We start from the raw sequence: 13,301 nt of genomic DNA, 5'->3' as shown, positions 1-13,301 counted from the left end.
TGGGCAGCCGACCGGAACCGGGCTCCGACCGGCTGCTGTTCAGTTGCCGGGCGCGCGCCCCGCGGCGACGTCGGCGGCGTATTCGGAGTACGCGGGAACGTAGCCCTCGGTGCGGTCCGCGAGGACGTAGAGGGTGCTCTCGTCGTCGGGGGTGTAGCCCTGCTTGCGCAGTTCCACCTTCCGGTTCTTGAAGGTGGAGGTCTGCTCCAGCTCCGGCACCACGCGGATGAACAGCGGCACGGCGTAGGTCGGCAGGTGGTCGTAGAGCACCTTGGCGGCGACCCTGCCGTCGAAGTGCGCACCCTCGTGCAGCGTCACCGCGGCCATGCCCGCCTTGCCGTCGGTGCCGGGGATGTCGACGCCGAAAACGACCGCCTGCGTGACGGAGTCGATGCCGTCGAAGGCGCCCTCGACCTCGGTGGTCGCCACGTTCTCGCCCTTCCAGCGGAAGGTGTCGCCGAGGCGGTCCACGAACGCGATGTGACCCCAGCGCTGATCGCGCACCAGGTCACCGGTGTCGAACCAGCAGTCGCCCGGCTCGAAACCGTCTCGCACGAGCTTGGATTCGGTGGCGGAGGCGTCGGTGTAGCCGTCGAAGGGCGAGCGCGTGGTGACCTTGGCCAGCAGCAGCCCGACCCCGCCCGGCGGCACCCGGCGCAGGCGGCCGTCCGGGTGCCGCAGCGCCTTGCCGGTGGCGTCGTCGTATTCGACGATGGCGAAGGGCAGCGGGGTGAAGCCGGCGGTCCGGGCGACCGAGAAGGCGTTGATGAAGGCGACGTTTCCCTCACTGGCCCCGTAGAACTCGACGATCCGCTCGATGCCGAAGCGCTGCTGGAACTCGTCCCAGAGCTCGGGCCGCAGGCCGTTGCCGACGCAGAGCCGGATGGTGTGTGCGCGGTCGGCGGGCCTGGCCGGCTGGTTCAGCAGGTAGCGGCACAACTCGCCGATGTAGATGAAGGCGGTGGCCTGATCGGCGATGGCCTCGTCCCAGAAGCGGGTGGCCGAGAACTTGCGGCCCAGCGCGAAGGTCGCGCCGCCGGCGATGACCGAGGACAGCGCCACCGTGAGGGCGTTGTTGTGGTACAGCGGCAGACAGCAGTACAGCGTGTCCCGGCCGTCGAGCCGGACGCCGAGCCCGCCGATGCCGGCCATGGACTTGGTCCAGCGCAGGTGGGTCATGACGCTGGCCTTGGGCAGGCCGGTGGTGCCGGACGTGAAGATCAGGTAGGCGCGTTCCTTGGCCGTGATCTGTTCGGTCACAACGGGATTCGAGGCGTCGGCGGTGCGCGCCTCGGCGGCCAGCTGCTCGGACCAGAGCAGGGCGGGCCGGGTCTCGGTGAGAGTGTCGAGGGCGTCGGCGCATTCCTCGCCGATCACGTCGAGCACCGAATTCAGCAGCCCGAAGCTGTGCTGCAGCACCACGTCCCGCTGGTTGTGGTTGAGCAGGCCCGCGGTGGCGCCGAGTTTCACGGTGGCGAGGACGGTGAACAGCGCCTCGGCGCGATTGACCATCAGGATGCCGACCACGTCGCCGCGCTCGACCCCGTGCGCGGCCAGCACCTTCGCGTACCGGTTGACCTCGGCGTTGGCCTCGCCCCAGGTGTACACGCGCCCTTCGAATTTCAGAAAGGGCCGGTCCGGATGCTTGGCCGCGCCGCGCTGGAAGAACAGCCCGATGGATGCCTTGTCGCCGGATTTCACCAGCATGTGCGCGACGTTGCGGAGCATGCCGGGGGCCTGCATCACCATGCTGGGCAGACCGCGGGCCAGGTCGAACAGGCTCACCGTCGATCGGACGTCGGTATTCACTTCGCTGTGCTCCTCGCGCTCACGTACCCCGACGCCCACCCTTACCGATTCGCCCGATCTTGTCGAGTGAAACCAGATGGTTCTCAACGGCCGGGACGCAGCGCCTCGAAAGCGGAGTCGAAGTCCTTGGTCACCAGCACCCGATCGACCGCTTCGCGGCCCGTGTACCCGCGCAGCCGCAGCTCTTCGACCCACTCGAACAGGCCCCCGTAGTGGTCCTGCGGATCGAGCACCACCACCGGCTTGGCGTGCACGCCCAGGTAGGCCCCGGTCCAGGTCTCGAAGAGTTCCTCGAGCGTGCCGATGCCGCCGGGCAGGGTCAGGAAGGCGTCGGCGCGGTCGTCCATGACCTGTTTGCGCTCGCGCATGGTGTCGGTGACGATCAGCTCGTCGGCGTCGGTGTCGGCGACCTCGCGGTGCACCAGCTTCTTGGGGATCACCCCGACGGTCCGGGCCCCGGCGGCCCGCGCCGCCTGCGCGACCGCGCCCATCATGGACACATTGCCGCCGCCGGACACCAATTGCCAACCGCGACGGCCGATCTCGTCGCCCACCCGGGTGGCCAGGTCGAGCGCCACCGGATCGTCCACGCTGGCAGAGCAGTACACGCAGATCGCGTAGGCGTTATTCACCACTGATCCTCCACGCCCGCCTCGTCCAGCTCGCGCCGCGCCTGCGCGGCCTCCACCACGATCCGCACCACCTCGTCCACGCTGTCGGTGACGTGCAGGAGCCCGAGATCGCCGGGGGCGACCTTGGCCGAGCCGAGCAGCGATTCGCGCATCCAATCCATCAGTCCCGCCCAGTATTTGGTGCCGAACAGGATGATCGGGAAGCGGGTGATCTTGCGGGTCTGTACCAGGGTCAGCGCCTCGAACAGTTCGTCGAGGGTGCCGAAACCGCCGGGCAGGCAGACGAAGGCCTGGGCGTACTTCACGAACATCGTCTTGCGCGCGAAGAAGTACCGGAAGTTGATGCCGAGGTCGACCCACTCGTTGAGGTGCTGCTCGAAGGGCAGCTCGATGCCGAGGCCGATGGAGTATCCGCCCGCCTCCGACGCGCCCCGGTTGGCCGCCTCCATGGCGCCGGGTCCGCCGCCGGTGATGACCGCGAAACCGGCTCGGGCCAAGGCACTTCCGATGGCCATGCCGGTCTGGTATTCGGCCGACTCGGCTGGGGTGCGGGCGGAGCCGAAGACCGCCACCGCGGCCGGCGCCTCCGCCAAAGCGCCGAAGCCCTCGACGAATTCGGCCTGGATGCGCAGTACGCGCCAGGGGTCTGTGTGCACCCAGTCGGTCGGCCCGCGCTCGTCCAGCAGATGCTGATCGGTGGTGCCTATCCCCTTCTTGCGATCCCGCCGCAGCATGATCGGCCCGCGGAATCGTGGCGTCTTGGGCGAACGCACACCCTCGTACTCGGCGTCAGCAGACATGCAGGCAGTATCCAATTTGCCCTCCGCTTCGCTACCGGCGGGGTTCGCTGCCGTGTTTAATTTGCCCTCCGCTTCGCTACCGGCGGGGTTCGCTGCCGTGTTTAATTTGCCCTCCGCTTCGCTACGGGCGGGGTTCGCGGCGCTGAAGGTCTCGTTCTTCCCTCCCTCCGCTCAGTCCAGAACGAGCGCTCCGCCTCCCCGCGCTTGCGCCGCGAACCTTTGGATCGGTCAGTGTTTTGCGCCAGTCAGGTAGCTGCGAAGCATTGCGGTTACCTGGGTGACCTGGTCGACGGGCAGGTGCTCGTCGCGCTTGTGGGCCAGGTTCGGATCGCCCGGGCCGAAATTGACGGCCGGGATGCCGCGGGCGGCGAACCGCGAGACATCGGTCCAGCCGTACTTGGCGCGGACGCCGCCGCTGCCGTGCGCGTGCACGATCTCGATGAGGTCCTTGGCTGCCGGATTGGACAGGCCGGGCAGGGCGCCGGGCGCGCCGTCGGTGCGCTCGAAATCCAGTTCCAGACCGGCGAATACCTCGCGCACGTGCTCGGTGGCCTGGTCCAGGGTGCGGTCGGGAGCGAAGCGGAAGTTCACGTCCACGGTGGCCACGTCCGGCACCACATTGCCGGCCACGCCGCCCTCGACGCGAACCGCGGACAAGCCCTCACGGTAGGTGCAGCCGTCGATCTCGACCTCGCGCGCCCGGTAGCTGGCCAGCCGCTCCAGGATCGGGGCGAGACGGTGAATGGCGTTGTCGCCCAGCCAGGCTCGCGCGGTGTGCGCACGCACGCCGGAGGTGGTCAGGCGCACCCGCAGGGTGCCCTGGCAGCCCGCCTCGATCCAGCCGCCGGAAGGCTCGCCGAGGATGGCCAGATCACCCGCGAGCCACTCGGGCAGTTCGCGTTCGATGCGGCCCAGGCCGTTGAACTCGGCCGCGATCTCCTCGCAGTCGTAGAAGATCAGGGTCAGGTCGTGCACCGGCTCGGCCACGGTGGCGGCCAGGTGCAGGAAGACCGCGTCGCCGGATTTCATATCGACACTGCCGCAACCCCACAGCTGCCGTTCGCCGTCCGCGGTGGTCTCGAAATGGCCGGGGACATTGTCGGCGATGGGCACGGTGTCCAGATGTCCGGCGAGAATGACCCGGGTGGGCAGCCCGCGATTGGTGCGCGCCAGCACAGTATTGCCGTGCCGCAGGATTTCGAATCCGGTGGTCTGTTCGTGCAGCGCCGTTTCGACGATGTCGGCGATGACCTTCTCGTTCTTCGACACGCTCGGAATGTCCACCAGCGCGGCGGTGAGTGAAATGGGGTCGGCACTCAGATCGATGGTCACTCGATCCACCATAAAGGAAGGAATAACCCCCGCTCTTCGCACGGCCGCTGCGTTGGCACAAATCGGCACCGCATGCGGTATGAATTCACAGCCCGGTAACGTAGGGGGACGTGAGTACACAGGGAGCATCTGCAGTCGGCCTAGCCACCATCACCGTGAACGGCACAGTCCTGGACACCTGGTACCCGTATCCCAGCCTCGGGACCTTCTCCGCCGACGAGGTCGGCACCGTCCGGCTCGACGCCTCGGATCCCGAATTCGCGAAGTTCGCCGCGTCGGTCGGCTCGGACGAGGCACGCCGCGTGGAGATCGTCGCGGTGCGCACCGTCATCGCCGATCTGGCCGATGCGCCGATCGACACACACGACGCCTACCTGCGTCTGCACCTGCTCTCGCACCGGCTGGTCCGCCCGCACGGCGCGAACCTGGACGGCATCTTCGGCCTGCTGGCCAATGTGGTGTGGACCAACCACGGCCCCTGCTCCAACGAGGAATTCGAGCTGACCCGGCTGAAGCTGCGCACCCGCGGCCCGGTCACCGTGTACGGCGTGGACAAGTTCCCGCGCCTGGTCGACTACGTGCTGCCGTCGGGGGTGCGTATCGCCGATGCCGACCGGGTGCGCCTGGGCGCGCACCTGGCCTCGGGCACCACGGTCATGCACGAGGGCTTCGTCAACTTCAATGCCGGCACGCTCGGCAATTCCATGGTGGAGGGCCGGATCTCGGCCGGTGTGGTGGTCGGCGACGGCTCCGACGTCGGCGGCGGCGCGTCCATCATGGGCACCCTGTCCGGCGGCGGCAAGCAGGTCATCTCGCTCGGTGAGCGCTGCCTGCTGGGCGCGAACTCGGGTCTGGGCATCTCGCTCGGCGACGACTGCGTGGTGGAGGCGGGCCTGTACATCACCGCCGGCACCAAGGTCGCGCTGCCGGACGGCGCGGCCGTGAAGGCCGGTGAGCTGTCGGGCAAGTCGAACCTGCTGTTCATCCGCAACTCGCTGACCGGCGCGGTCGAGGTCCGGCCGCGCAAGGGCACCGGCATCGAGCTGAACGCGGCGCTGCACGCCAACGACTGAATCAGATACGCGAAAACCCCTGCCGGCTTCCGCCGCAGGGGTTTTCGTCATTTCGCGCTCAGTGGTACAGGCCGCACCAGGGCGCCGCGGAGCCGTCCATGACGGGGAACGGGATGCCGCCGGAGTTGCACTGGCCCGAGCCGGTCTGGAACGCCTTGATCAGGTTCGACGAGCCGGTGGACGACGGGTCGAAGGATCCGGTGCCGGTGGGCCCGGTGTTCACCGAGCCGGTGCCGGTGGGGCCGGCGATCTGCTCGGCAGGCTGCTGCACGGGGGTGAGGGGCAGCGCGTCGGCGGTGGCCGCCGCGGCGGGAGCGAGCAGCCCGGCGAAGACGGCGGCGGCCGCCACGGCGGTGCGCAGAGAGGTGTGCATCGGGCGAATCTCCTTGGAACGTGACTATTTCGCTTCACGTAAGCTAGATGTTCGCTCGCGGCCCCGGCGAGACCCCGAAACCTCCGGCACCGGAACTCCGGTGTCAGAGACCGAAGGCGATGACCCGTTCGGGGGTGATGCGGATCAGCTCCGGGGACAGGCCCGGGTACCACGGCTCCACGTCCCGTAACGCCTGTGCGGTGCCGCGGATTTCGAGGCACCGCACCGTCCAGGGGTCCACGGAGGTGACATCGTCGACCACGAAGGCGACCCGCTCCTCCTTCAGCAGATTGCGGAACTTCTGGCTCGCGCCCAGATCGCGTCCGCCGATGTCGATGGTGCCCAGGGCCGCGTTGTAGCGGAAGCCCACCGGGTTGTTCTGCGGTGAGCCGTCGGGGCGGATGGTGGCCAGCCGCCCCAGTCGCTGGCTGTTCAGGTACTCGATCTGGGCGGGCGACAGAGTTGCGGTCATACCGATCACGGTAGGACCTCGAGTGCACTCGAGGTCAAGACAGCAGTTTCTTCTGGACCTTGCCCATGGCATTGCGAGGCAGGCCGTCCACCACGCGCACCTCACGCGGCCGCTTGTGCGCCGAAAGTTCGCCCGCCACATGGGCGATGAGCTCATCGGCGATCGCCGCGCCCGCCCCGGCGCGAAGCACGACATAGGCGACGATCCGCTGCCCCAGATCGTCGTCCGGGACGCCGACGACCGCGGTCTCGGCCACCGCCGGATGCCCCAGCAGCGCGGTCTCGATCTCGCCCGCCCCGATTCGGTAGCCGCCGGACTTGATGAGGTCCACCGACTCCCGGCCCACGATGCGGTGGAAGCCCTCGGCGTCGATGACCGCCACATCGCCGGTCCGGAACCAGCCGTCGGCGGTGAAGTTCTCGGCGGTGACCTCGGGCTTGTTCAGATAGCCGTCGAAGAGCATGGGGCCGCGCACCTGGAGTCCGCCGACGCTCTCCCCGTCGTGCGGCACCGGGTCGCCCGCCTCGTCGCGCAGCCGGGTCTCGACGCCCGCGACCGGGGTCCCGACCCAGCCCGGACGGCGTTCCCCGTCGGGCCGGGTGGAGAGGGTGATCATGGTTTCGCTCATGCCGTAGCGCTCGATCGGGGCGTGCCCGGTGAGCTCGGCGAGCCGCTCGAACACCGGCACGGGTAGCGGCGCGCTGCCGGAGATCAGGATCCGCGCCTTCGCCAATTCCCGTGCGGCGTCGGGATCTTCGGTGATTCGCGACCACACGGTGGGCACGCCGAAGTACATGGTGCCGTGCGCGTCGGCGTACGCCCTCGGGGTGGGCTTGCCGGTGTGAACGAGCGGGCTGCCGGCCCGCAGCGGGCCCAGCACGCCGAGGATCAGACCGTGCACGTGGAACAGCGGAAGACCGTGCACCAGAACATCTTTCGATGTCCAGCCCCACGCCTCGATCAGCGCGTCCAGACCTGCCGCGATGGCGTCACGGCTGAGCATCACGCCCTTGGGCGCGCCGGTGGTGCCGGAAGTGTAGAGGATGAAAGCCGTTGCCTTCCCGGCGGGTTCGGCGTATCGATGCCAGGACCGCGCGTGCTTGCGCACCGGGATCACCGGCAGGTCGGAGCCCTCGGGAGCCTTGCCCAGCCAGGCCTGCGCACCCGAATCCCGCAGGATGTGCGCCAGTTCCGCACTGCCGGAGTCCGGCGGCACCGGCACCACGGTCACCCCGGCGATCAGGCAGCCCACCACGGCGAGCACGGTGGCGACGGTCGGTTCGGCCAGCACGGCCACCCGGCGCGCCTGGGCGACACGTTCGGCGACGGAGGTGGCCGCGCCGAGCAGATCACTGCGCGACAACGTCTCCCCGTCGATGGTGACGGCATCCGGGATATCGGCTCCGGCGGCGATGGCGGCCGGGTTCAGCGAGCTCAGCAACAGCGGCGACACGGGCCCACGCTACCGGAGCCGCTCGGCAACGAATCGCTTGCGAAGCCACCGAGCCGGTTGACAGACGACCGAGTGGGTAAGAAAGTTTCTATATAACCTTCTCAACCGAGGATGTGGTCAACGATGACCAGACCGCTGCACGACCCATTCGACAATCACGCCGCCGAGGCCGCCGCCCCCGAGATCGATCTCCGGAGATATCTCGACGGCGCGGCCGGATTCTTCGGCGCGGCGGCGAATGTCATCATGCAGCTCTCCAACCGCCCGGTCGGATACGGCGTGGTGGAGAGCCCGGTGGAGTCCGGGAACGTCATGGTTCACCCGATCAAGCGGCTGCGCACCACCCTCACCTACCTGGCCGTCGCGCTACTGGGCAACGAGGCGGATCGGGCGGCGTACCGGGAAGCCGTCGACTCCGTGCACAAGTATGTCCGCTCCCGCCCCGGCAGCACGGTGAAGTACAACGCCTTCGACCCCGAACTCCAGCTCTGGGTGGCGGCCTGCCTGTATTGGGGTGCGCGCGACCTCTACGAGCGCATGCACGGCCCGATGGACGACTACGACGCCGACGCCTTCTACCTGCACGCCGCGCGCATGGGCACCACGCTGCAGGTGCGGCCGGAGATGTGGCCCGCGGATCGCGGCGCCTTCGACCGGTATTGGGCCGAGAACCTCGCCGCGACACGCATCGACCCCAAGATCAAGGCGTACTTCGAGGACCTCATCGACCTGAAGATGCTGCCGCGCCCGTTCCAGCTGGCCTTCGGCGGCACACACCGGTTCTTCGTGACCGGGCTGCTCCCGCAACATCTTCGGGACGAGATGGGCATGACCTGGACCCCGCGCCAGGACCGGGCGCTGGCCCGGATACTGCGGGTGGCCGGCGCGGCCGAGTCGGTGGTCCCCGCCCCGATCCGCGCCTTCCCGCTCAACGCGTATCTATTGGATATGCGCCTGCGCCGCAGGCTGGGCCTGCGGCTGGTGTGAATCCCGGTGCGGGTCAGAGGATCCGGAATCCGGGGATGATGTGGTCGCGAGCGAACTGCCGCAGCGCGACGGGATCGTCGAGCGGGATGACCGTCTGCGGCGTCAGTGCGAGCGACAGCGCCGCGCGGGCGATCATCTCGGCCAGCGGTAGCGGATCATATTGCGGCAGTTTGTCTTCCGCCTGCAGGCGGGCGATGAACTCGGCGAGGTAATCGCGGCCGAGCTCGATGACCGGCGCGCCCTGCACGGTCAGATAGGGCAGCACGACCTCGGGTTCGGTCTTGAGCAGGCGGACCAGCAGCTGATTGCCGCGCAGGCCCTCGATGAACGCGATGAACAGGACGGTGATCTGCTCCTCGGCGCTGGCGTCGCGTTCGATCGGAACCCGCACCGCGGCGTCGACTTCCTCGACGAGCTGGCGGGCCTGCCGCAGGCCGACGGCCTGGATGAGGTCGTTCTTGCCCGCGAAGCGACGGTAGAGGGTGGCCAGTGAGAGCCCGCCGCGACGGGCGACCTCCACCATGCTGGTGCGTTTGATGCCGAAGTCCAGGAAGGCCATGAGCGCGGCGTCGAGGACCTTGGCCTGGTTGTGATCCTCGGGGCCGGATCCGCGGACGAGCGGTAGCAGTTTGGCCAGTTTGGCCATGGTCCGGGCCCTTTCCGGTCGCAAAGAAACGGTGAGGCACTAATCTTCGCACATTGACATGGCCACCCCCACGATGAGAAGGTGAGTGGCGAAATTTCTCACACTCTCCTCAGGGCGAGGAGTGACGACGAGGAGCCGAGTCAACGATGACCGCCCCCCTGCGCAAGTTCGACGAGTTCCCGCCGGCCCACGAGCCGATGACCCCCGAATCCGTGCGAGAGCACATCGACGGCGTCACGGCCTTCCTCGGCGGCGCGGCCAATGTCGTCATGCAGCTGTCGCTGAAACCGGTCGCGTACGGCGTCATGGAGAGCGACGTCGACAGTGGCAAGGTGACGCTGCACCCGATCAAGCGGCTGCGCACCACCCTCACCTACCTGTCGGTCGCGCTGCTCGGGAACGAGGACGACCGCCGCGACTACCGCGAGGCCGTGAACCGCTCGCACCGCAGCGTCCATTCCAAGCCCGGTAGCGCGGTCAAGTACAACGCCTTCGACCCAAAGCTCCAGCTGTGGGTGGCGGCCTGCCTCTACTGGGGCGTCGACGACCTCTACCACCGCATGCGCGGCCCCATGAATCCCGAACTGGCGGAAGCCTTCTACCAGTACTGCGCGCGGCTGGGCACCACCCTGCAGATGCGTCCCGAGATGTGGCCCGCCAGCCGCGACGAGTTCTACGTGTACTGGGAGGAGAACCTCGCGACCAAGTCGATCGACGGCCCCACCCGCAAGTACTTCAACGACCTCACCGATCTGAAGATGCTCCCCTGGCCCCTGCAGATCACCCTGGGCGGCCTGCACCGCTTCATCGTCACCGCCCTGCTCCCCCCGCACCTGCGCGAGGAGATGGCCATGACCTGGGCCGCCCGCGACGAACGCATCTTCGCTGGCTTCCTCCGCTCGATCTCCGCGATCTGGACCCGCATGCCCACCCCGATCCGCCTGTTCCCCTACAACTTCTACCTCGCCGACATGCGCCTCCGCCGCCGCCTCGGCCGCCCGCTGGTCTGAACCAACTCTCGGGACAACCCGCGACCGCGATTCTCAGGCGCGGTCGGTCAGGGCTCGGAAAAAGAAGGCGAGGTTTGCGGGGCGTTCGGCGAGGCGGCGCATGAGGTAGCCGTACCACTGGGTGCCGTAGGGGATGTAGACGCGCAAGGAGTGGCCGTCCGCGGCGAGGCGGCGCTGTTCGGCGTCTCGAATGCCGTAGAGCATCTGGAACTCGAAATCGCCGGGGTTGCGGTGGTTTTCGGTGGCGAAAGTGAGGGCGGCGTCGATCATGGCCGGGTCGTGGGAGGCGATCATGGGGTACCACGCGCCGCGAAAGAGGACGTCGAGGCAGCGCAGGTACGAGGCGTCGATCTCGGCGCGGCGCTGGTAGGCGACGGTCACCGGTTCCTGGTACGCGCCCTTGCAGAGGCGGACCCGGGTGCCGTCGGCGGCCAGGTCGCGGGCGCGGTCCTCGGCCTGACGCAGGTAGGTCTGCAAAGCGACGGCGAGCCAGGGGAATTCGGCGCGGGCCTGGCGGACCGCCTCCAGGGTGCGGGCGGTGGTGGTGTGATCCTCGGCGTCGACGGTCACCCAGACGTGGCGCTCGACAGCCTTGGCGCACAGCTTGTGCAGGTTCTCCGCGGCGATGGCCGGACCGTCCTGACCCAGCGATTGGCCGAGCGCCGACAGTTTGACCGAGACCTCGACCCGGGGGATGTCGGTGTGTGCGCCGGGCCCTGTCTGGTCGGCTTCGGCCAGGTCGTCGATGAGCGAAAGATATTCCGCCACCGCGGCATCGGCCTGCGCATGCTCGGTGGTGTACTCGCCGAGGAAGTCGACGCTCACCGCGCGGCCGCTCGCCAGCAGCTCACGCGCCACCGGCACCAGCTCGGCCCGGGTTTCCCCGGCCACGAACCGCCGGACCACCGCGGCGGTGACCGGCACCCGGGTGATGGCGTCCTTCATCCGCGACGATCCGGCCGCGGCCAGAATCGCGGGCCGCAGTGGGTTCATCGCGTCTCCATGTGGGGGTAGCGGTAGTCGGTCGGTGGAACGAAGGTCTCCTTGAGCGTGCGGGGCGCGACCCAGCGCAGCAGGTTGAGGTAGGAGCCCGCCTTGTCGTCGGTGCCGGAGGCACGGGCGCCACCGAAGGGCTGCTGCCCCACCACCGCGCCGGTGGGCTTGTCGTTGATGTAGAAGTTTCCCGCGGCGAATCGCAGTGCGTCCGAGGCGGATTCGACGGCCTTGCGGTCGCGGGCGAAGATCGCGCCGGTGAGGGCGTAGGGCGAGGTCCCGTCCACCACTTCGAGAATCTCGGCGAACGAGTCGGGGGCGCTGTCGTCGTAGACGTACACCGACAGAATCGGCCCGAAGTACTCGGTGGCGAAGGCATCGTCGCCCGGGTCATCGCCGAGCAGCACGGTCGGCCGGACGAACCAGCCCTCGCCGTCGTCGTAGCCACCGCCCGCTGGGACCATGAGCCCCCGGTCCTTCGCCTTCTCGATGGCGGCCACGCACTTGTCGTAGGCGCGGTTGTCTATCACGGCCCCACCGAAATTCGACAGATCGGCGACATCGCCGTAGGTCAGCGACTCCACCTCGGACAGGAAATCCTGCCCCATCCGCTGCCACACCGACCTGGCGACATAGGCGCGCGAGGCGGCCGAGCACTTCTGCCCCTGATATTCGTAGGCGCCGCGAATCATGGCCGTGCGCAGGGCATCCGGGTCGGCGGACGGGTGGGCGAGGATGAAGTCCTTCCCGCCGGTCTCCCCCACCAGCCGCGGATACCCGTGGTAGCGGCCGATATTCGAGCCGACGCTCTGCCAGAGGTACTGGAAGGTGCGGGTGGAACCGGTGAAGTGGATGCCCGCCAGCCGCGGGTCGGCCAGCGCCACCTCCGAGAGCTGTACCCCGTCACCGGTCACCATATTGATGACGCCGGGCGGCAGCCCGGCCTCCTCCAGCAGCTTCATGGTGTAGTAGGCCGAAAGTGTCTGTGTCGGTGAGGGTTTCCAGATGACGGTATTGCCCATGAGCGCGGGCGCGGTGGGCAGGTTCCCGGCGATGGCGGTGAAGTTGAACGGCGTGATGGCGTAGACGAAGCCCTCCAGGGGCCGGTAGTCCATCCGATTCCACACGCCCGCCGCCGATTCCGGCTGGGCCGCGAGAATCTGCCGGGCGAAGGCGACATTGAAGCGCCAGAAGTCCACCAGCTCGCAGGGTGCGTCGATTTCGGCCTGCTGCACCGTTTTCGACTGGCCGAGCATGGTGGCGGCGGCCATGGTCTCGCGCCAGGGCCCGGCCAGCAGGTCGGCGGCCCGCAGCAGAATGGCGGCCCGTTCCTCGAAGGGCACGGCCTGCCAGCCGGGCGCGGCGGCCGTCGCCGCCGCGATGGCCGTGCGTGCTTCATCGTGGGTGGTGTGGGTGTAGGTCCCGAGTGCGTGGCGGCGCCGGTGCGGCATCACGATGGTGTGCCGCTCGCCGCCGCCGGGCTGATGCTTGCCGCCGATGACGAGCGGCACATTCACGGGGTCGGCGGCGAGAGCGGCGAGCCGGCCGGCCAGCAGCTCGCGTTCGCGGCTGCCGGGGGCGTAGGTGTGCACCGGTTCATTGCCGGGAGCAGGGACAACCGTGACAGCGTCCATATCCAAGGCTAACGCGATCGCCGCTGCCCGACCGGAACGAACACGCCCCGGCCGGCCCCGCCGACGGAATTTCTCCGTCAGCGGGGC

13 protein-coding genes are annotated in these 13,301 nt (G+C 68.5%); 3 read left to right on the top strand and 10 right to left on the bottom strand.

All coding sequences use genetic code 11. From position 1 onward, the window contains the following. Nucleotides 1-39: 39 nt before the first annotated feature. The 4 genes from ABZ909_RS02715 to dapE all read right to left on the bottom strand — a co-directional run bounded on the left by ABZ909_RS02715 (nt 40) and on the right by dapE (nt 4,573). Nucleotides 40-1,809: a long-chain-acyl-CoA synthetase gene (locus ABZ909_RS02715; RefSeq protein WP_356995859.1), complete on the bottom strand. Its 1,770-nt coding sequence runs from the start codon at nt 1,807-1,809 to the stop codon at nt 40-42. Between the two features lie 83 nt (nt 1,810-1,892). Continuing rightward, nucleotides 1,893-2,444: a TIGR00730 family Rossman fold protein gene (locus ABZ909_RS02710; protein ID WP_356995858.1), complete on the bottom strand. Its 552-nt coding sequence runs from the start codon at nt 2,442-2,444 to the stop codon at nt 1,893-1,895. After that, nucleotides 2,438-3,241, bottom strand: a complete 804-nt coding sequence (locus tag ABZ909_RS02705; protein ID WP_356995857.1) for a TIGR00730 family Rossman fold protein — start codon at nt 3,239-3,241, stop codon at nt 2,438-2,440. The genes ABZ909_RS02710 and ABZ909_RS02705 overlap by 7 nt, the downstream gene beginning before the upstream one ends. A gap of 228 nt (nt 3,242-3,469) precedes the next feature. Then, the gene (dapE, locus tag ABZ909_RS02700; RefSeq protein WP_356995856.1) at nt 3,470-4,573 is read right to left on the bottom strand and encodes a succinyl-diaminopimelate desuccinylase; all 1,104 of its coding nucleotides are present in this window, start codon (nt 4,571-4,573) and stop codon (nt 3,470-3,472) included. A 110-nt stretch (nt 4,574-4,683) separates the two neighbouring features. Here dapE and dapD point away from each other — a divergent pair, with 110 nt between their 5' ends. Beyond that, on the top strand, nt 4,684-5,646 hold the full coding sequence (gene dapD, locus ABZ909_RS02695) for a 2,3,4,5-tetrahydropyridine-2,6-dicarboxylate N-succinyltransferase (RefSeq protein ID WP_356995855.1): 963 nt from the start codon (nt 4,684-4,686) through the stop codon (nt 5,644-5,646). Nucleotides 5,647-5,704: 58 nt separating this feature from the next. Here the strand turns inward: dapD and ABZ909_RS02690 are convergent, their stop codons facing one another. The 3 genes from ABZ909_RS02690 to ABZ909_RS02680 form a co-directional block, all read right to left on the bottom strand. Beyond that, entirely contained in the window at nt 5,705-6,019 is a 315-nt protein-coding gene (locus ABZ909_RS02690; RefSeq protein WP_356995854.1) for a hypothetical protein, read from the bottom strand. A gap of 103 nt (nt 6,020-6,122) precedes the next feature. Next, nucleotides 6,123-6,491, bottom strand: a complete 369-nt coding sequence (locus tag ABZ909_RS02685) for a PPOX class F420-dependent oxidoreductase (protein WP_356995853.1) — start codon at nt 6,489-6,491, stop codon at nt 6,123-6,125. A gap of 34 nt (nt 6,492-6,525) precedes the next feature. Next, nucleotides 6,526-7,935, bottom strand: coding sequence for an acyl-CoA synthetase (locus ABZ909_RS02680; RefSeq protein ID WP_356995915.1), 1,410 nt, complete (start codon nt 7,933-7,935; stop codon nt 6,526-6,528). A gap of 132 nt (nt 7,936-8,067) precedes the next feature. Here ABZ909_RS02680 and ABZ909_RS02675 point away from each other — a divergent pair, with 132 nt between their 5' ends. After that, a complete protein-coding gene (locus ABZ909_RS02675) occupies nt 8,068-8,931 on the top strand; it encodes an oxygenase MpaB family protein (protein WP_356995852.1) in 864 nt (287 codons plus the stop codon). Between the two features lie 13 nt (nt 8,932-8,944). Here the strand turns inward: ABZ909_RS02675 and ABZ909_RS02670 are convergent, their stop codons facing one another. Then, nucleotides 8,945-9,577, bottom strand: coding sequence for a TetR/AcrR family transcriptional regulator (locus ABZ909_RS02670; RefSeq protein ID WP_356995851.1), 633 nt, complete (start codon nt 9,575-9,577; stop codon nt 8,945-8,947). A gap of 146 nt (nt 9,578-9,723) precedes the next feature. Here ABZ909_RS02670 and ABZ909_RS02665 point away from each other — a divergent pair, with 146 nt between their 5' ends. Next, entirely contained in the window at nt 9,724-10,587 is an 864-nt protein-coding gene (locus ABZ909_RS02665) for an oxygenase MpaB family protein (protein WP_356995850.1), read from the top strand. Between the two features lie 33 nt (nt 10,588-10,620). Here the strand turns inward: ABZ909_RS02665 and ABZ909_RS02660 are convergent, their stop codons facing one another. Together ABZ909_RS02660 and pruA are read right to left on the bottom strand one after the other, a co-directional pair. Then, the gene (locus ABZ909_RS02660) at nt 10,621-11,580 is read right to left on the bottom strand and encodes a proline dehydrogenase family protein (RefSeq protein WP_356995849.1); all 960 of its coding nucleotides are present in this window, start codon (nt 11,578-11,580) and stop codon (nt 10,621-10,623) included. Continuing rightward, nucleotides 11,577-13,214 carry an L-glutamate gamma-semialdehyde dehydrogenase gene (gene pruA / locus ABZ909_RS02655; RefSeq protein WP_356995848.1) on the bottom strand — a complete coding sequence of 546 codons (1,638 nt, stop codon included), beginning with the start codon at nt 13,212-13,214 and terminating at the stop codon, nt 11,577-11,579. The genes ABZ909_RS02660 and pruA overlap by 4 nt, the downstream gene beginning before the upstream one ends. Nucleotides 13,215-13,301: the final 87 nt, after the last annotated feature.

Source organism: Nocardia sp. NPDC046763 (assembly GCF_040645495.1).
GTDB lineage: Bacteria > Actinomycetota > Actinomycetes > Mycobacteriales > Mycobacteriaceae > Nocardia.
The sequence above is the reverse complement of the archived record's forward strand: the minus strand, read 5'-3'. Positions and strand labels throughout refer to the sequence as shown.

What these genes read in the sequence shown, in the direction of transcription:
- ABZ909_RS02705 (WP_356995857.1), bottom strand. Translation starts at nt 3,241, where the DNA reads ATGTCTGCTGACGCCGAGTACGAGGGTGTGCGTTCGCCCAAGACGCCA.
- ABZ909_RS02690 (WP_356995854.1), bottom strand. Translation starts at nt 6,019, where the DNA reads ATGCACACCTCTCTGCGCACCGCCGTGGCGGCCGCCGCCGTCTTCGCC.
- ABZ909_RS02685 (WP_356995853.1), bottom strand. Translation starts at nt 6,491, where the DNA reads ATGACCGCAACTCTGTCGCCCGCCCAGATCGAGTACCTGAACAGCCAG.
- ABZ909_RS02675 (WP_356995852.1), top strand. Translation starts at nt 8,068, where the DNA reads ATGACCAGACCGCTGCACGACCCATTCGACAATCACGCCGCCGAGGCC.
- ABZ909_RS02670 (WP_356995851.1), bottom strand. Translation starts at nt 9,577, where the DNA reads ATGGCCAAACTGGCCAAACTGCTACCGCTCGTCCGCGGATCCGGCCCC.
- ABZ909_RS02665 (WP_356995850.1), top strand. Translation starts at nt 9,724, where the DNA reads ATGACCGCCCCCCTGCGCAAGTTCGACGAGTTCCCGCCGGCCCACGAG.
- ABZ909_RS02660 (WP_356995849.1), bottom strand. Translation starts at nt 11,580, where the DNA reads ATGAACCCACTGCGGCCCGCGATTCTGGCCGCGGCCGGATCGTCGCGG.
- pruA (WP_356995848.1), bottom strand. Translation starts at nt 13,214, where the DNA reads ATGGACGCTGTCACGGTTGTCCCTGCTCCCGGCAATGAACCGGTGCAC.